Genomic DNA, 15,998 nt, shown 5'->3' on the forward strand with positions numbered 1-15,998 from the left:
GGGTTTTTCATGTCTGGAGAGTGACGTTGTGGGCGCAGGCCTCTTCGCGAGCAGGCTCGCTCCCACAATTGAAATGCGATCCCCTGTGGGAGCGAGCCTGCTCGCGAAGAACGATAACGCGGATTTACTGGAACTACGCTCCGCTCAACCCCTTGAGCAACAAATCCACATTCCCCTCCAGCTCCGCCAGCGGATCCGCCGCATCGGTACTCAACACCACCAGGCGGCTGCCGGATTCGGCAATCGCTGCTTTCACCGGCTCCGCGGGCTGGCGATGGTGCAGCACCACCGCCACGTCATTGTCCTTGAGCGTCGCTGTCAGCTTCTTCAACTCCTCTGGCGTCCACTCTGCATCAGGACGCGCGTCCTGTCCGGCCAGTTCAAGGTTGAGGCTGCCAATCAGATAGCCGAAGTGATCGCTCAGGCTCATCACGCTCAGGTTGTCCGCCTCGGCCAGACGCGCTTCGGTGTCCGCGCTGAGTTTCAGCAAACGCTGTTTCAACGCCGCCAGGTTGGCCTCGATCGCAGGCTTGGCGCTCGGCGCCAGGCGCACCAGGTCTGCGGCCATCACATCGGCCATGCGCCCCATGTTGTTGCTCGCCAGCCATGGCTGGCTGTTCAGGCCATCAACCTGCAGGCCCGGCTGCACGGCGATGCCGGGCAGGGCGCCGTCGACCGGGCGCGCAGCGTCGACTTCGACGATACGGATGTTGCTGCGCCGCGCGATCGGGTACAGCGGATCATCGGCCCACAGCGAACGCAGACCGATTACCGCGTCCGCGTCGGTGGCCAGTTTGCTCAGCGCCGGAGCGCCACGGCCGGTGAAATACGCGGTCTGGCGGCTGCCGGGCAGGTTGGCCGGCGCCGCGCGTTCGAGGTTGACGTTCGTGCCCTTGAGCAATGCCTCGCCCAATCCATAGGTGATCGGTAACGAGGCCAGAACGCGCAACGGTTTCGCAGTTTCAGCCGCCATCAACGGAGTGCAGACCACGCCACACAGGGCCATGGCCAGAGTCAGGTTACGCAATGAAAAAGCCATTTATCCAAGGTTCCCTTTCAGGCTGGGGACGACGCCGCGCGCAATGGCGGCGAGGGCGAAAGCGATGCCGGCGACCAGAATGATCGCGGCGCCGGACGGGATCGGCAGATCGAATACGATCGGCGCAAGAATCCCGCACAGGGTGCTGACGGTAGCGATCAGCACCGAGCACCAGAAAAACCCTTTCAGCGACTGACTGAGCAAGCGCGCCGCTGCCGCAGGAATCACCAGCAAGGCACCGACCAGAATCGCGCCAATCACCTTCACTGCCGCGACGGTGATCAAGGTCACCAGGATCACGAACAGGTAATCCAGGGTCTTCACCGCTACGCCACGCACCGCCGCCAGTTGCGGATTGAAACTGGCGAGCATGATGCGGTTGTACAGCGGCAGGGCGAGGGCCATGACCAGCGAACCGACGATGGCCAGCACCGCCAGATCATTGCCGTTGACGGTCAACACCGAACCGAACAGCACGTTTTCCAGAATGTGCACGTTGATTTTTCCGGCAAGAATCAGCAGCAGGCTCGCGCCCAGGGCCAGCGACACCGAGAGAAACACGCCGATCAGCGTATCCGGTGCCAGCCCTGTGCGGTTGCGCAAGTAATTGAGCAGGATGCCGAACAGCAGGCAGTAGCCAAACAGGCTGCCGTACGGGCCGGTGTAGGGTTCGCCGAGCAGGATGCCGATGGCGACACCGGTCAACGCGGCATGGCCGACTGCTTCGGAAAAGAACGCGAAGCGCTTGACCACCACCAGCGTGCCGAGCCCGCCCAGCACCGGGCCGATCAGTAGGCCGGCGAGCAAGGCGTTGACGACAAAACCGTAGGCCAGCGCTTCCGGCAGATAACCGGAAGACGCCCAACCCTGGACCATCAAACGAAAGGCTTCGTAGCTCATCAGACCGCGCTCCGTGGATGGGTGGAAAACAGCGTCAGCAGACGTTCCGGAGTCAGCGCCTGTTGCGGTGTGGCATCGAACAGCACGCGGCGGTTGAGACCGGTAACCCGATCGGCCAGCCGACCCACCGCCTCCAGGTCATGTTCGATCCACAACACCGTGATGCCCGCCGCGCGCCAGTCAGTCAGCAGACGTTCGAACACCTGGATCCCGGCCTCATCGAGGGCCGACATCGGCTCGTCGAGCACCAGCAATTGCGGCGCCGGAATCAAGCCCTGCGCGAGCAGCACCCGCTGCCGCTCGCCGCCGGACAGCGCGCCCATGCGGCGCTTGCGCTTGTCCTGCATGCCGACGCGCTCAAGTGCCTCGCCGATGGCGCCGGCGTAGTGTTTGCTCAAACCGAGAAAGGCTGGGCGGCGCTGACACATGGCGGCCATGAAATCGTCGACGGTCATCGGCAGGCCGCGATCGAACTCCAGCGCCTGCGGGACGTAACCAATGGTGCCAGGCTCGCCGGGCCAGTGCAGGCTGAGCTGGCCCTGATGCGGCATCTGCCCGAGCAGGGTCTTGATCAGCGAACTCTTGCCACCGCCGTTGGGGCCGACCAGCGCATGCACGCTGCCGGGCTGCACCTGGAAGCTGACCTTGTCGAGAATCGTCGTGCGCCCCAAGGTCAGGCTGATATCCGCAAACTCCAGCGCCGGCCCATTTTTCCCCTGCGAGAGCGAGCCTGCTCGCGGATGCGGTGTGTCATTCCGCGAAGATGTTGCCTGATCCGGCGCATTCGCGAGCAGGCTCGCTCCCACCGGGTTATCGGTGTTGTCAGGGATCAGAGTTTCTTTCGACGTCATGCCCCTGACTCCTGAATCGCCCGAACCACGGTGTTGAGGTTGCCGGTCATTTCCTTTTCGTACTTGTCGGCGGTGTATTCGCCGTAGGAAATGTGCGACAGCGGGTACAGCTTCACCCCGGATTCGCGCTGGATGGTGTCGACGTAGCTGGACGGGAAATCCATCTCCGAGAAGATCACTTTGACGTCGAGTTCACGCAACTGGTCGATGGTCTTTTTCAGCTGACTCGGGCTTGGCTCGATGCCGTGGGCGGGCTCGACCACGGCCGTCACTTCCAGACCGAATTCGCGCAAAAGATAGTCATAAGCCGCATGCACTGTGGCCACGCGCAGTTCGGCGTTGGGTGCCTGGGTCAGTTTGGCCAAAGCGTCGGCGCGCATCTGCCGCAGGCGTTTGCCATAGGCGCGGGCGTTTTGCGTGTAGATCTTGGCGTTGTCCGGATCGATCTTGCCCAGCTCGCGGGCGATGTTGTTGACCTGGGCGATGGAGGCGCTGATCGACAGGAACGTGTGCGGATTGACCACTTTGCCGGCGCCGCGCGCAGCGACACCGGTGGCCGCCAGCAATGGCACGTTCTCGTTGGCTTCGATGGTTTTGACGTTGGGTGTTTCGCTGGCGGCGATCATCCGGTCGGCGAAGTCGTCATGACCGACGCCGTTGAGCACGATCACGTCCAGTCCGCTGATGCGCTTGATGTCTTCGGCGCGCGGTTCGTAGGCGTGCGGATTAAAGCCCGCAGGAATCAGCGGCACCACTTCGGCCTTGTCGCCGACGATGTTGGCGACGTAGCTGTAATACGGATGCAGAGTGATGCCGATACGCAGGCGTTTGCCTTGCTCGGCGCTGGCCAACGGGCTCAGCAGGCAGGCGCACAGGCCAAGCAGAAACAGGCTTAACAAGGAACGGCGAGGAGATGAAATGGACATGGGCAAGCAGTCTTCTCTCGGATAAAGGCGAGGAATCAATGGCGATGTTCGCGGGTAACCCCGGCATCGAATTGCGCGACGATCTGTTTCCAGCCAGCGGCGGACAGCGCGGCGTCAGACAGATCTTCAGCAGGCGCGGGATCGGCGCTGCGCTTGAGCCAGATGTCCGGCGCCGCGTTGGCGTCAGTGCCGACACGCATCAGAAATGAACCGGCGACATCAGGCGTCGCACTACGGCCGAAATAGGCGCGTTCGGCGAGCATCTGCCATGCGTGACCACCACGGCTGACTGAACTGGCGTCCTGCGCGAACGGCGCGAAACCTTCGTCAGCGAGCATTTGTGGCGTCGGCAGGGCTTGTTGCTCTTCGCGCAGCAAGCGGATTTCGTCGAGGGTTACCCGCAGGTCGGCATAGATGCCTTGCTCGGCGGCGCTGAGATCGCGGCGGGCGTCGTACTGGTTGCTGGCGACCGGCTCCGGTTCATGGGAAACCCCGCGCCACGCCACCACCGAGCCGGCGACCGCGAGGATCAGCAGGCACAACAGCAGCACATTGAGGGTTTCATGGCCGGCGCCGGCCGGGCGTACCACTTGCGTCGTCGGGCTACTCATGGGGCTTCGATATCCGCCTGGTCGATTTCCACAACGTGGCCGGGGCCGGCGTCGAACAGCACATAGAACTCGCTGCCGGGTTTCTTGAACGTCAGCGTTGAGTCGTCACCGAGTTTGCCCGGCACCAGAATGGTTTCGTCGTAGCCGATCACGTCGAGGGTCACCCCCGGCGCGCCGCTGCCGTCGGAAAAACCGCCGGTGCATTTGATCTGTTCGGCATCGATGGCTTTGCATTCGCACATCGGGTTGTGCGCCAGGGCGCTGGCGCTGAAACCGGCGCTCAGCAGCAGCGCGGCGCTGGCGAGCAAACGGGTCTGAAGGGGTGAGCGAGTCATGGTTTGGCTCCTTGTTTGTTCAGCCACGCAACCGTGGCGGGGGAGGCTTGGCTCAGGGGAATCGCGGCTTGGTGCATGCTGCCGTCCCAGCCTTCCATGGTGATCCACAGCTCGGCGTCAGGTTTGGTCTTTGCCGGGATCGGCATTTGCGTGCCCATGCGATAAGGCGTACCGAAGAAGATCGTGCCAGCGGCGCGCAGACTGCGCGGCTTGCCGATGCGCAGGTAAGTAGCCTTGACCTGTTCGACGCAGGTATCACAAACGGCGGCAGTGAAATCCTTCATATAGCCGGCCGGACCGCTCAGGTGCGGTGCCTCGTCGCGCAGTTCGGCCAGGCGCAGGCTCCACGGGCCGACCTGAACCGTGCCTATTTCCCGTTGGCCCAGGCCACTGTCGCCGCGAAACAGCGAGGCATCGGCAAAGTATTTCGGCATGAAGCCCAGCGGGATCAGCAACAGCAGGACATTGATGTGGAAACGCCACTTGTGCCAGAAACGCGACAGGCGCGAGGGCGGTGTGACCGAGATGGCTTTGTTCACAGGCTCGCCTCCGAAGGCTCACGGCGCAGCGCCGGTTGGGCGGTGACGCGGTTTTTCTTGTCCTCGCGTTTCAGCGCATTGGCGGTGGCCAACGCGGTGCGCTTGGTCCAGATCAGCAGGCCGCTGAGGATCATCATGCTCAGCAACAGACCGAAGAAGAACCAGATCAGTTTGATCCAGATGCCGCCGAAGTCGCCGGTGTGCAGCGGGCGCATGGATTCGGTGACGAATTCCAGCGAGGACCGATCGGACAACAACCGTGAGGAGGCCATTTCGCCGTTGTACGGGTTGAGAGTCGCGGTCTGATACATCAGCGGATACCAGCCACGGCCGCTGACGCTCATGTGCGAGTAGGCATTGCCCGGCAGGTTGACGTAGCTGGCTTCCAGGCCCGGAATCTTCTGCTGGGCGATTTCGATGGCGCGGTCCAGGCTGATACGCGGCGGCGGGGTGCCGGCGGCCGAGATCGGCACACTTTCGCGGGACATCGCCGGAATGATCGGTTCGCTGGAAATGGAAATCTGGTTATCGAACAGGATCGCCTTGATCAGGAACCAGATGCCGGTGATGGAAATCACCGCGATGAACCAGATCGACCAGATGCCGCACAGGCGATGAAAGTCGCCCCAGAAAATCCGCGCGCCGTGGCGCACGCGCAGTGTCGGGCGCAGGAAACCTTTCCAGAAGCGCTTGTACACCACCAGCCCGGTAATCAGCGACACCAGCATCGGCACGCCGAGCAGCGACACCAGATACCAGCCCCAGCTGTAGCCATTGGTGAACGGCACCAGCCACCAGCCATGCAGGGCGCGCGTGAACGCTTTGAAATCAAAGGCCGGCGCGGTGCCCTGGATGACCCCGGTGTACGGATTGACATAGACCGTCAACGAGCGCCCGTCGGGGTAGCTGACTTCGACGTCGAGGGCAAAGTGCGACTCGTCCGGGCGATTGATGCTCTGCACCAGGGTATGCGGCTCGGCCTGTTTGATCGCGGCGAGAATCTGGTCGTAGCTAAGTCGCGGCGCATCGTCCGACGGTTGACTGGCGCGCATTTGCGGGTTGGCCAGCCAGACAATCTCCTGGCTGACCACCGCCAGCGTGCCGGTGACACAGACGATCAGCACAAAGAACCAGATCGGCAACGCCAGCCAGCTATGCACCAGGAACCACAGTTTGGAACGGGATTTCTTCGACATGATTGCGCGTCTTGATTGCGGTGGAAGGGGCCGGGCTACGGGCTTCGCAGCACGGAACTCCCCGGGAGGCCGTTCGTGGCTTTTGCCTACGCGAACGGCCTGCATTCCTATAAGACGGATGAGCGAAGAAAATCCCGAAAGCGGATATGAAAGTAAATGTTTCGCAATTACATCGACAGCGTGTATTTAGCGGTCGGTTCCAACAACAAGTCCTCAGTTTTGGTTGAACATTTCCATCGCCCGCTGGCGAATCTGCTCTTCGCTCAGATCTTCCTTGTGCGTGGCGAGAAACCACAGATGGCCGAACGGATCTCTCAAGGTACCGCTGCGGTCACCGTAAAACTGGTCTTTGACCTCGGAGACGCTTTGCGCCCCGGCATCCAGTGCTTGTTGAAAGGACTGGTCGACATCGGTGACATACAGGTGCAAGCCGATCGACACCGCCTGCTGTGGATTGCTCAACGGCCCTTGGTCGCAAGGCGTGCCGAGCATGATCGCGCTGTCGCCGATGCGCAGCTCGGCGTGGCCGATGTTGCCGTCGGGCATGGTCAGGCGCATGACTTCGCTGGCATTGAAGGCTTTCTTGTAGAACTCGATGGCCTCGGCGGCCTGTTGGATGCCGAGATACGGGGTAATGCTGTGATACCCCTCGGGAATGGGTTTGACGCTCATGACGTTCTCCCTGTTTTTGTTTTCAACAGACGTGGTTACACCGGATTTACCCGGAGCAATCACTATAGAACCGTCCTTACTGCACAGGTTTTCCGCCGACGAGCAGCAATCATCACTCATCGCGAAAGTGCGGGCCTGGCCCTCGATCACCGAGCATGTCGCCTTTATTGCGCAATGGACACGCCTCCATCGACAAACAGCCACAGCCGATGCACCCGGTGAGCTGATCGCGCACCAGCGTCAATTGCCTGATTCGTTCATCGAGTTCGCGCTGCCATTGTTCAGATAGCGTTTTCCAGTCAGCTGCAGACGGCGCGCGATCCTGCGGCAGGATTTTCAGCGCTTCGCCGATTTCCGCCAACGGTATCCCCAGACGTTGCGCGACTTTGATCAACGCCACCCGGCGCAGGACGGCGCGCGGATAGCGGCGCTGGTTGCCGGCATTGCGTTCACTCTTGATCAAACCTTTGGCTTCATAAAAATGCAGCGCCGTGACCGCGACGCCACTGCGCGCCGCAACCTCACCCACGGTGAGAGGCTTGTGCACCTGCTCCTTGCTGATCATGCGGAAAATACTCTTGACCTTGACTTAACTAGAGGTTTTACCCTGCAGCTCTTCGGGTCGCAAGGCTCGCTTCAAGATGAGTGGGGCTTTCCATGAGCAATCGCAGCTTTACCCAATTGATCGAATTCGAAATCGAACCCCGCCAGCAAGCAGCGCTGGTCACGGCACTGGCGACGCAGACCGAGGGGCTGGCCCAGCGTTACGACGGGTTTCTCAGCGCCAGCGTGCAGGCCAGCGACGACGGCCGCCGCGTGCTGAGCTTTTTGCAATGGCAGAGCCGCGAAGCGGGGGAGGCGGCGTTTCGCAGTTTCGAAAGCGGCGAGGAGGATTTCTGGCAATTGATCCGTACCCATCGGGCGAAAAACGTGACCTTCAACTCGTTCCAGGTGCACAGCAGTATCGCCCGCAGCCACGACGACGCGCTGCACTGCCGTTTGCCGGTCAGCCAGTATTAGCGCAAAGCTGATAGCCACTATTGAGAGCGTTGATTTCTGCGCGAGCGAGCCGGGGCGTAGCCTTTCTCCATCGACCCCACATTGCTCGCCAGGACGCTCCCATGAACCGTTTACTGACTGTTTCGCTGATGCTCGCTGTTTCCGTACTCGCCGGTTGTGCCGGCCATGTTTCGCCCGAGCTGCGCCCTTACACCGCTGAAGAATCCCGCGAACTGGCGCTGGAAGCGCTGAACCGCAGCGGCTTGTCATTCGACGAATACCACGCGAAAAAAGCCCAATTGCTCGGCCAGCCGCAGAAGACTTTCGGCTTCGACCAACAGGGTGAGATGAGCGCCGAACGTGCCATACAGCTGCACGGTCGTCCGAGCTGAAAGCAAACTGTACTGCTTGAAGTTTTCCCTAACTGTCCGTGGGTTTGCCGGGCCGTGTGGGATAGGGTCAACAGCTGAACGACCCTGGATGGACTGCCTCGATGAACCTCTCGCTTGATCTGCTGTTGGGCTTTGCCCTGTTTGCCCTTGTCACCTCTATCACACCGGGGCCGAACAACACCATGTTGCTGGCGTCCGGAGTGAATTTCGGTTTCAACCGCACCATTCCGCACATGCTCGGCATCAGCTGCGGCTTCTTCCTGTTGGTGGTAGCGGTGGGCTTCGGCCTTGGCGCGGTGTTTCAGGCCTATCCGATTCTGTATACGGTGCTGCGTTATGTCGGCGCGGCGTATTTGTTGTATCTGGCGTGGAAAATCGCCCACTCCGGCCCGGTCGGCGACAGTGCCCACGGCGAGGCGAAACCGATCAGCTATCTGGGCGCCGCGGCGTTCCAATGGGTCAATCCCAAGGCGTGGATCATGGCCATCGGTGCCATCAGCACGTACACGCCGATGCAGGGTTACTTCTATAACGTCGTGATCATCGCGGCGGTGTTCGCCATCATCAATCTGCCCAGTGTCGGCCTGTGGGCGGCGTGCGGCACGCTGTTGCGCAATGTGCTGAAAGATCCGCGCTGGTTGCGCGTGTTCAATTGGGGCATGGCGGCGCTGTTGGTGATCTCGCTGTATCCGTTACTTCTGGAAAGCTTTCACTGACGCATTGCTTCAATCGCCGGCCCGATGCCTGTTAAGCTCGGTTTCAGGAGCGTTCCTACGCACTTTTAAATGAAGCCCTACTTCTTTAACGGCATCCGATCAGGTATTGATGACGCTCTCGAACCCATGCACAGCTCACGAGGCTGTGCATTGTCGTTTGCAGACACGAGCCTCCTGATCCCGGAACACGCTCTGCGAGTCCTTTATGAACACACGTCCGTTGTATTTCGATTACGCCGCCACCACCCCGGTGGACGAGCGGGTCATCCAGGTGATGATCGAATGTCTGGGTTTTCACGGTAACTTTGGTAACCCGGCGTCCAGCTCCCACGCTTTCGGCCAGCAGGCCCGGCAGACGGTCGAGCAGGCGCGCCGGCAAGTTGCCGATCTGGTCGGCGCGCAGCCTGAGCAGATTGTCTGGACCTCCGGGGCCACCGAATCCAACAACCTCGCCCTCAAAGGCGTCGCTCAGGCCCGTGGCATTCCCGGCGGCCATATCATTACCAGTCAGATCGAACACAAGGCCATTCTCGACACCGCGCGGCAATTGCAGGACTCGGGCATTGCCGTGACCTATCTGGTGCCGGACGCCCAAGGCTTGATCACGCCGCAAGCGGTCAGCGAAGCGATGCGTGACGACACCTTTCTGGTCTCGCTGATGCTGGTCAACAACGAGTTGGGCACGGTCAACGATGTCGAGGCGATTGGCGAAGTGGTGGGCAGTCGGCAGGCGTTGTTTCATGTTGATGCGGCGCAAGGCGCGGGCAAAGTCGCGATCGAGCTGAGCCGCTGGCCGGTGGATCTGATGTCGTTTTCCGCACACAAACTCTACGGCCCCAAGGGCATCGGCGCCTTGTATGTCGGCCCGCAGGCGCAGCAACGCTTGCAGGCACAGATCCACGGCGGCGGTCATGAAGGTGGCCTGCGCTCCGGAACCCTGGCGACTCATCAGATTGCCGGGATGGGCGCTGCTTTCGCTTTGGCCGCCGACGCATTCGATGAAGAGAAAAAATCCATCATCGCTTTGCGCGAACGCTTGCTCGAACAGCTTTTGAAGTTGCCCGGCGTGCGCCTCAATGGCAGTGCCTCGCAACGTATTCCGCACACCCTGAGCCTGACCTTCAGCGAGGGCGAGTTCAACAGCGCCGCATTGAGCCATTCGATCGCGTTTTCCGCGACGTCGGCGTGTAATTCCGCAAGTAATGAGCCGTCCCACGTGCTGCTCGCGCTCGGACACGATGCGCGGCTGGCGGGGCGCACCATTCGCTTGAGCCTCGGGCGGTTTACCACCGTCGAGGATGTCGACAAGGCCGTTGACCTGATCACCACCGCCTGTGCCAGTGCCCCGGCATTCTGGGCGGCAGGGCTCTAAACAGCAGATGCTTTCCATGGCCGCGAAGGCTACGAACAATAACGATGACGCGATTAGCAGGAGACATGATGAGTTCCCACACCTTGACCGAAGGATCGGTGCCTCAGCGCCTGGCGCATACCCGTGAACTGATGCGCCGCGAAGGCATCCATGCGCTGCTGGTGCCGTCCGCCGACCCGCATCTTTCGGAATACCTGCCGGGTTACTGGCAGGGCCGGCAATGGCTGTCGGGTTTCCACGGTTCGGTCGGTACGCTGATCGTCACTGCTGATTTCGCCGGCGTGTGGGCCGACAGTCGTTACTGGGAACAGGCGACGAAAGAGCTCAACGGCAGCGGCATCGAACTGGTCAAGCTGCAACCGGGGCAACCGAGCCCGCTGGACTGGCTGGCGGAGCAAACCCCCGAGGGCGGCGTGGTTGCGGTGGATGGCGCGGTAATGGCGGTGGCTTCGGCGCGCACGCTGAGCAGCAAACTTGAAGTACGCGGCGCTCGCCTGCGCACCGATACCGACCTGTTGGAGGAAGTCTGGCGTGATCGCCCGAGCCTGCCGAACGCGCCGATCTATCAGCATCTGCCGCCGCAAGCGACCGTCAGCCGTGGCGAGAAACTGGCGAAACTGCGCGAAACCTTGCAAGAGCGCGGTGCTGACTGGCATTTCATCGCCACCCTGGATGACATTGCCTGGCTGTTCAACCTGCGCGGTGGTGACGTCTCGTTCAACCCGGTGTTTGTTTCGTTCGCCTTGATCAATCAGCAGCAAGCCACGCTGTTCGTGGCGCTGAGCAAGGTCGATGCCGATCTGCGCGCCGTGCTCGAGCAGAATGGCGTGACGCTGCGTGACTACAGCGAAGTGGCCGATGCATTGCGTGCGGTGCCGAGTGGCGAGAGCCTGCTGGTCGACCCGGCACGAGTGACCACAGGTTTGCTGGATCATCTGGACAGTGGCGTGAAACTGGTCGAGGGCCTCAACCCGACCACGCTGGCCAAATCGCAGAAAAGCGAGGCCGACGCTCAGCACATCCGTAAAGCCATGGAGCAGGATGGCGCGGCGTTGTGCGAATTCTTTGCCTGGCTGGAATCGGCATGGGGGCGCGAGCGCATCACCGAACTGACCATCGACGAGAAACTTACCGCTGCCCGTGAACGTCGCCCCGATTATGTTTCGCTGAGCTTCAACACCATTGCCGCATTCAACGCCAATGGCGCGATGCCGCACTATCACGCTACCGAAGAAGAGCATGCGGTGATCGAGGGTGATGGTCTGTTGCTCATCGACTCCGGTGGCCAATACCTTGGCGGTACCACAGACATCACGCGCATGGTCCCGGTGGGTACGCCGACGCAGGAGCAGAAACAGGACTGCACGCGCGTGTTGAAAGGCGTGATTGCGCTGTCGCGGGCACGATTCCCGAAAGGCATCCTGTCGCCGCTGCTCGACGCCATCGCTCGTGCGCCGATCTGGGCTGACAACGTCGACTACGGTCATGGCACCGGTCATGGCGTTGGCTATTTCCTCAACGTTCACGAAGGTCCGCAAGTGATCGCTTATCAAGCGGCACCGGCACCGCAGACGGCGATGCAGCCGGGGATGATTACCTCGATCGAACCCGGCACTTATCGCCCGGGCCGCTGGGGCGTGCGCATCGAGAACCTGGCGATGAATCGCGAGGCCGGCAGCAGCGAATTCGGCGACTTCCTCAAGTTCGAAACCCTGACGCTGTGCCCGATCGATACCCGCTGCCTGATTGCCGACCTGCTGACTCAGGAAGAAAAGCAGTGGCTCAATGCTTATCACAGTGAAGTACGCGAGCGTCTGAGTCCGTTGCTGGATGGCGCGGCGCTGAGCTGGCTGAACGAGCGCACTGTGGCCATTTGATCGATTTACCCAAGGCACCGCTCGCGATGCCTTGGGGCTCGGCTTCAATCCTGGCGCAATGCCTCTTCTACGAAGTCGAGTCGATCCTGACCGAAGAACAGCTGATCGCCGATGAACATGCTGGGGGCACCGAAGACGCCGCGCTTGATGGCGGCTTCGGTGTTTTCCTTGAGTGCGGCTTTTACTGATTCATCATTGGTCAGCGCCATTATCTCTTGGGGGTCGAAGCCGTTTTCAGTCAACACGGCGGCAATGGCTTGCGGATCGTTGAGGTTACGGCCTTCAACCCAAAGCGCCCTGAACAGGCAATCGACGAATTCGGCGAAACGCTGCGGCTGGCGCATCTGCATGCCAGTGACGGCACGCATCAATATCAGCGTGTTGATTGGAAAGTGCGGATTGAATCTGAGCTGGACGCCATAGCGTCTGGCGAAGCGATCGAGATCCTGAAACATGTAGCGACCCTTGGCCGGAATCATTGCTGGCGAAGCATTGCCGGTGGCTTTGAACACGCCGCCCAACAGCATCGGGATATAGATCAGTTCGTTCTGGGTATCGGCGCAGATTTTCGCTAGCTGGGTGTGCGCCAGATAGGTGGTGGGGCTGCCGAGGTCGAAATAGAATTCCACGGTTTTCGTCATGATCAAATCGCTCTCTTATTGTTGTAATGAGGGGGGAGGGCTTACCAGCGTTCGTTCCATGGGCGCAGGTCCAGCTCGAAGGTCCAGGCATCCCGTGGCTGACTGTGCAGATACCAATAGTTTTCAGCGATGTGCCCTGGATCGAGAATGCCGTCCTGATCCTTGGTCGCGTATTTCTCGGGAAAGCTGTCGCGGATGAAGTCGGTATCGATCGCACCATCAACTACGACGTGGGCGACATGAATGTTCATCGGCCCCAACTCTCTCGCCATGCTTTGCGCCAGTGCGCGGATGCCGTGTTTGGCTCCGGCGAAAGCGGCAAATCCAGAAGCACCGCGCAGCCCGGCCGTGGCACCAGTGAACAGAATCGTGCCGCGCTGCCGAGTGACCATGCGCTTGGCCACTTCACGGGCATTGAGAAAACCGGAGAAGCAGGCCATCTCCCAGATCTTGAAATATTTGCGCGCGGTTTCTTCGAGAATGCTGCAGGGCACGTTGGCGCCGATGTTGAAGACAAAGGCCTCGATCGGGCCGACGCGGGTTTCGATATCTTCGATCAAGGCGATGACGTCATCTTCCTTGCGCGCATCGCAGGCAAAACCATGGGCCTCACCGCCCTCAGCGATGATTGCGTCAACCAGAGGCTGCAATTTGTCGGCGCTGCGCCGGGTCACGCAGGCTATAAACCCCTCACTGGCAAAGCGCTTGGCAATTGCCCCGCCGGTGGCATCACCGGCACCGACAACCAACACGACCTTCTTGTTATTCATGGGTGAATCCCTTTGGGTTAACGATCGTTTAGTTAACGAACGTTATGCTAGGATTCGGGCAGCGTCAAGGCGATCTACTTCAGGAGATGACATGCGTTATTCGGCCGGACACAAATCGGAAACCCGCGAACGATTGCTGCAAAGCAGCGCGCTGTCGGCAAAGAAATCGGGGTTTTCCACGGTGGGCGTGGATGGCCTGATGAAAGCCATCGGTTTGAGTGGCGCCGCGTTCTACAGCCACTTTTCATCCAAGGATGCGTTGTTCGCTGCCATCGTCGAGCGAGAGTTGAGTGAAAGTCTTGAACGCCTTGGTGGCCAGGGCGGTGCAGATCGGCAGCGGCTGGAGCGTTGTCTGAAGCAGTACCTGAGCATGGCCCACGTCGAGCAACCCGAGGCCGGTTGCGCGCTGCCGACATTGGGCGCGGAGATTGCCCGTGCCGATGTACAGGTGCGTGAGCAGGCTGAAAACTGGATCTGCCGTCTTCAGCGGGGCTGGGCCGAGATACTGGAAAGCGAGAGTCTGGCCTGGTCGGTGCTGTCGCAATGCGTGGGCGCATTGGTGGTCGCGCGGATGCTGGCAACACCAGACGTGCAGCGTACGGTGTTGCGCTCGAGTCACGAGGAAATTACGCGTCAGCTCGCTTTGCCACGAGCCGAGTAGTTATTTGCAGATGACGATCATGCTGCGGCTGGTATAACCGGCGGGGTTCAAGCCGAACGGATAATCGCCAGGTTCTTCGACGGCGTCCCCGGATTTGGCGATCACCTTGTAGCCCTTGGGCGCGCAGGAATTGGCGGCGCTGGTGTAGCACTTGTCCCATGAGGATGAAAGTCCGGAACAGTTGATGTGCAGCCCCTTCTTGCCGCGTTTGACCTGGGTTTCCGAGGTCGCTGCGCAACTCGCGATCGCCAGCAGGGCGATCAATAGCAAAATTCGTTTCATTACCATCCTTAATAGCGGCCACGAGTCTGGTGCTCGGGTCTGCCTGTATTCGCTCGCGTTTGCAGCGTTGTGCCGTCCTTTGCAAAAAAATCCATGCCTGGCGATGGGTTACGAAGCTAAACATGGCCTAAATGAGCGCCAATTACCAGACCCCACTTTCTATTACGCTTCAGTCGGCAGCGACAGCAGGCTTTGCTCCGCTGCCCATGGTCATGGTTGCGCCCACTGACGCCAGAATAATGCACAGGATGGCCAGCCATTGTGACAATGAAAGGTATTCCTGGAGAAAAAGCAGACCTGATAGTGCTCCGAAGGCCGGTTCGATACTCATGAGCGTGCCGAAGGTGCGCGCGGGCATTCGCGTCAGGGCGACCATCTCCAGGGTATAGGGAAGGGCGGTGGACAGAATGGCGACGCCGATAGCGATCGGAATCAGCGATGGTGTAAGCAGCGCAGCGCCGGCATGAACAATGCCGATCGGCGCCACGAACAGCGCGGCGATCATCACGCCGAGGGCTGCCGTCGTCACCCCGTTGTCGGCGCCGGCCTTTTGCCCGAACAGAATGTACAGCGCCCAGCACACTCCGGCGCCCAGCGCATAACCCGCTCCGACCAAATCAATGCCGGCAGTGGTTGCCCCGGTAGGTATCAATAGAAGCAAGCCGGCCGCAGCAAGCGCAATCCATACAAAATCGATGGCGCGGCGAGAGGCATATATAGCTACAGCCAGAGGGCCGGTGAATTCCAGCGCAACGGCGATGCCCAGCGGCACTGTGCGCAGCGACATATAAAAGAGGAAGTTCATTCCACCCAATGCCATTCCGTAGACGATCACGGTACGAAGAGACTTGGCGGTCAGCTTTGCACGCCATGGGCGCAGTATCAGCAGCATGATCACGCTGGCAAAGATCAAGCGAAGAGTGGTTGTTCCTTGTGCGCCGATAATGGGGAACATGCTTTTGGCCAGAGAAGCGCCCGACTGGATGGACGCCATGGCTATCATGAGCAGGCAAACCGGAAACAATGTGGAAGCAAGGGAGCGAGGTTGATCATTCATTGCGCGGCAGCATCCAAGGCAAAAAAACAGTATTGTTGTGGTAGTGGGCAATATACTGCGCATTGGATGGGGGCGCGTCTATATATAGAAAGCGTTTTTGCTGAGTTGAAAGAAAAGCGAAATTAACGGTTGACGGCAGATACCAGAGGTCTATAATTCGCC

Annotated in this window: 20 protein-coding genes; 6 read left to right on the plus strand and 14 right to left on the minus strand. The window is 60.3% G+C overall.

Annotated elements, in window-relative coordinates; genetic code table 11:
• Positions 1–133: 133 nt before the first annotated feature.
• From AB4N47_RS05315 to soxR, 10 genes are all read right to left on the minus strand, one after another.
• On the minus strand, positions 134–1,039 hold the full coding sequence (locus AB4N47_RS05315) for a metal ABC transporter substrate-binding protein (RefSeq protein WP_110646816.1): 906 nt from the start codon (positions 1,037–1,039) through the stop codon (positions 134–136).
• Positions 1,040–1,939, minus strand: coding sequence for a metal ABC transporter permease (locus tag AB4N47_RS05320; RefSeq protein ID WP_007917717.1), 900 nt, complete (start codon positions 1,937–1,939; stop codon positions 1,040–1,042).
• Entirely contained in the window at positions 1,939–2,790 is an 852-nt protein-coding gene (locus AB4N47_RS05325; protein WP_341639413.1) for a metal ABC transporter ATP-binding protein, read from the minus strand. Before AB4N47_RS05325 ends, AB4N47_RS05320 begins: the two co-directional genes overlap by 1 nt.
• Positions 2,787–3,716 (minus strand): metal ABC transporter substrate-binding protein, encoded by a 930-nt coding sequence (locus AB4N47_RS05330; protein WP_460154431.1) that lies wholly within the window; start codon positions 3,714–3,716, stop codon positions 2,787–2,789. Before AB4N47_RS05330 ends, AB4N47_RS05325 begins: the two co-directional genes overlap by 4 nt.
• Positions 3,717–3,751: 35 nt before the next feature.
• Entirely contained in the window at positions 3,752–4,327 is a 576-nt protein-coding gene (locus AB4N47_RS05335) for a DUF6162 family protein (protein WP_073472510.1), read from the minus strand.
• Positions 4,324–4,662, minus strand: coding sequence for a hypothetical protein (locus AB4N47_RS05340; RefSeq protein WP_016770802.1), 339 nt, complete (start codon positions 4,660–4,662; stop codon positions 4,324–4,326). The genes AB4N47_RS05335 and AB4N47_RS05340 overlap by 4 nt, the downstream gene beginning before the upstream one ends.
• A complete protein-coding gene (locus AB4N47_RS05345) occupies positions 4,659–5,201 on the minus strand; it encodes a hypothetical protein (protein ID WP_016770801.1) in 543 nt (180 codons plus the stop codon). Before AB4N47_RS05345 ends, AB4N47_RS05340 begins: the two co-directional genes overlap by 4 nt.
• On the minus strand, positions 5,198–6,397 hold the full coding sequence (locus tag AB4N47_RS05350) for a PepSY domain-containing protein (RefSeq protein ID WP_122507476.1): 1,200 nt from the start codon (positions 6,395–6,397) through the stop codon (positions 5,198–5,200). Before AB4N47_RS05350 ends, AB4N47_RS05345 begins: the two co-directional genes overlap by 4 nt.
• A gap of 213 nt (positions 6,398–6,610) precedes the next feature.
• A complete protein-coding gene (locus AB4N47_RS05355; protein WP_122507475.1) occupies positions 6,611–7,069 on the minus strand; it encodes a VOC family protein in 459 nt (152 codons plus the stop codon).
• Between the two features lie 112 nt (positions 7,070–7,181).
• Entirely contained in the window at positions 7,182–7,634 is a 453-nt protein-coding gene (soxR, locus tag AB4N47_RS05360; RefSeq protein ID WP_341639415.1) for a redox-sensitive transcriptional activator SoxR, read from the minus strand.
• Between the two features lie 92 nt (positions 7,635–7,726).
• Between soxR and AB4N47_RS05365 the strand changes: the two genes are divergently transcribed.
• From AB4N47_RS05365 to AB4N47_RS05385, 5 genes are all read left to right on the plus strand, one after another.
• On the plus strand, positions 7,727–8,089 hold the full coding sequence (locus tag AB4N47_RS05365) for an antibiotic biosynthesis monooxygenase (RefSeq protein WP_263217394.1): 363 nt from the start codon (positions 7,727–7,729) through the stop codon (positions 8,087–8,089).
• 101 nt (positions 8,090–8,190) lie between these two features.
• On the plus strand, positions 8,191–8,460 hold the full coding sequence (locus AB4N47_RS05370) for a hypothetical protein (RefSeq protein ID WP_016770723.1): 270 nt from the start codon (positions 8,191–8,193) through the stop codon (positions 8,458–8,460).
• Between the two features lie 101 nt (positions 8,461–8,561).
• Positions 8,562–9,176 (plus strand): LysE family translocator, encoded by a 615-nt coding sequence (locus tag AB4N47_RS05375; RefSeq protein ID WP_024013660.1) that lies wholly within the window; start codon positions 8,562–8,564, stop codon positions 9,174–9,176.
• 205 nt (positions 9,177–9,381) lie between these two features.
• Positions 9,382–10,548, plus strand: coding sequence for an aminotransferase class V-fold PLP-dependent enzyme (locus AB4N47_RS05380; RefSeq protein WP_341639416.1), 1,167 nt, complete (start codon positions 9,382–9,384; stop codon positions 10,546–10,548).
• Between the two features lie 68 nt (positions 10,549–10,616).
• A complete protein-coding gene (locus AB4N47_RS05385) occupies positions 10,617–12,425 on the plus strand; it encodes an aminopeptidase P family protein (RefSeq protein WP_341639417.1) in 1,809 nt (602 codons plus the stop codon).
• A 44-nt stretch (positions 12,426–12,469) separates the two neighbouring features.
• On the opposite strand, the gene AB4N47_RS05390 is transcribed toward AB4N47_RS05385, so the two are convergent.
• Positions 12,470–13,066 carry a 2-hydroxychromene-2-carboxylate isomerase gene (locus tag AB4N47_RS05390; RefSeq protein ID WP_341639418.1) on the minus strand — a complete coding sequence of 199 codons (597 nt, stop codon included), beginning with the start codon at positions 13,064–13,066 and terminating at the stop codon, positions 12,470–12,472.
• Positions 13,067–13,107: 41 nt separating this feature from the next.
• Positions 13,108–13,836: an SDR family oxidoreductase gene (locus AB4N47_RS05395; protein ID WP_024013656.1), complete on the minus strand. Its 729-nt coding sequence runs from the start codon at positions 13,834–13,836 to the stop codon at positions 13,108–13,110.
• Positions 13,837–13,927: 91 nt separating this feature from the next.
• On the opposite strand from AB4N47_RS05395, the gene AB4N47_RS05400 reads away from it, so the two are divergent.
• Positions 13,928–14,497 carry a TetR/AcrR family transcriptional regulator gene (locus AB4N47_RS05400; protein WP_130927548.1) on the plus strand — a complete coding sequence of 190 codons (570 nt, stop codon included), beginning with the start codon at positions 13,928–13,930 and terminating at the stop codon, positions 14,495–14,497.
• Here AB4N47_RS05400 and AB4N47_RS05405 read toward each other — a convergent pair whose 3' ends face one another.
• Both AB4N47_RS05405 and rhtA read right to left on the minus strand, forming a co-directional pair.
• Complete coding sequence (locus AB4N47_RS05405) at positions 14,498–14,779, minus strand: hypothetical protein (RefSeq protein WP_039759777.1); 282 nt, start codon at positions 14,777–14,779, stop codon at positions 14,498–14,500.
• Positions 14,780–14,948: 169 nt separating this feature from the next.
• A complete protein-coding gene (rhtA, locus tag AB4N47_RS05410; protein ID WP_016770790.1) occupies positions 14,949–15,836 on the minus strand; it encodes a threonine/homoserine exporter RhtA in 888 nt (295 codons plus the stop codon).
• Positions 15,837–15,998: the final 162 nt, after the last annotated feature.

The sequence above is a fragment of the Pseudomonas sp. S3_G06 genome, from assembly GCF_054667565.1.

Coding starts and splice junctions, on each gene's coding strand:
- AB4N47_RS05350 (WP_122507476.1), bottom strand. CDS start 6,397: ATGTCGAAGAAATCCCGTTCCAAACTGTGGTTCCTGGTGCATAGCTGG.
- AB4N47_RS05365 (WP_263217394.1), top strand. CDS start 7,727: ATGAGCAATCGCAGCTTTACCCAATTGATCGAATTCGAAATCGAACCC.
- AB4N47_RS05390 (WP_341639418.1), bottom strand. CDS start 13,066: ATGACGAAAACCGTGGAATTCTATTTCGACCTCGGCAGCCCCACCACC.
- AB4N47_RS05340 (WP_016770802.1), bottom strand. CDS start 4,662: ATGACTCGCTCACCCCTTCAGACCCGTTTGCTCGCCAGCGCCGCGCTG.
- AB4N47_RS05405 (WP_039759777.1), bottom strand. CDS start 14,779: ATGAAACGAATTTTGCTATTGATCGCCCTGCTGGCGATCGCGAGTTGC.
- AB4N47_RS05325 (WP_341639413.1), bottom strand. CDS start 2,790: ATGACGTCGAAAGAAACTCTGATCCCTGACAACACCGATAACCCGGTG.
- AB4N47_RS05380 (WP_341639416.1), top strand. CDS start 9,382: ATGAACACACGTCCGTTGTATTTCGATTACGCCGCCACCACCCCGGTG.
- AB4N47_RS05395 (WP_024013656.1), bottom strand. CDS start 13,836: ATGAATAACAAGAAGGTCGTGTTGGTTGTCGGTGCCGGTGATGCCACC.
- AB4N47_RS05315 (WP_110646816.1), bottom strand. CDS start 1,039: ATGGCTTTTTCATTGCGTAACCTGACTCTGGCCATGGCCCTGTGTGGC.
- AB4N47_RS05335 (WP_073472510.1), bottom strand. CDS start 4,327: ATGAGTAGCCCGACGACGCAAGTGGTACGCCCGGCCGGCGCCGGCCAT.
- AB4N47_RS05355 (WP_122507475.1), bottom strand. CDS start 7,069: ATGAGCGTCAAACCCATTCCCGAGGGGTATCACAGCATTACCCCGTAT.
- AB4N47_RS05370 (WP_016770723.1), top strand. CDS start 8,191: ATGAACCGTTTACTGACTGTTTCGCTGATGCTCGCTGTTTCCGTACTC.
- AB4N47_RS05385 (WP_341639417.1), top strand. CDS start 10,617: ATGAGTTCCCACACCTTGACCGAAGGATCGGTGCCTCAGCGCCTGGCG.
- AB4N47_RS05320 (WP_007917717.1), bottom strand. CDS start 1,939: ATGAGCTACGAAGCCTTTCGTTTGATGGTCCAGGGTTGGGCGTCTTCC.
- AB4N47_RS05400 (WP_130927548.1), top strand. CDS start 13,928: ATGCGTTATTCGGCCGGACACAAATCGGAAACCCGCGAACGATTGCTG.
- soxR (WP_341639415.1), bottom strand. CDS start 7,634: ATGATCAGCAAGGAGCAGGTGCACAAGCCTCTCACCGTGGGTGAGGTT.
- AB4N47_RS05375 (WP_024013660.1), top strand. CDS start 8,562: ATGAACCTCTCGCTTGATCTGCTGTTGGGCTTTGCCCTGTTTGCCCTT.
- AB4N47_RS05330 (WP_460154431.1), bottom strand. CDS start 3,716: ATGTCCATTTCATCTCCTCGCCGTTCCTTGTTAAGCCTGTTTCTGCTT.
- rhtA (WP_016770790.1), bottom strand. CDS start 15,836: ATGAATGATCAACCTCGCTCCCTTGCTTCCACATTGTTTCCGGTTTGC.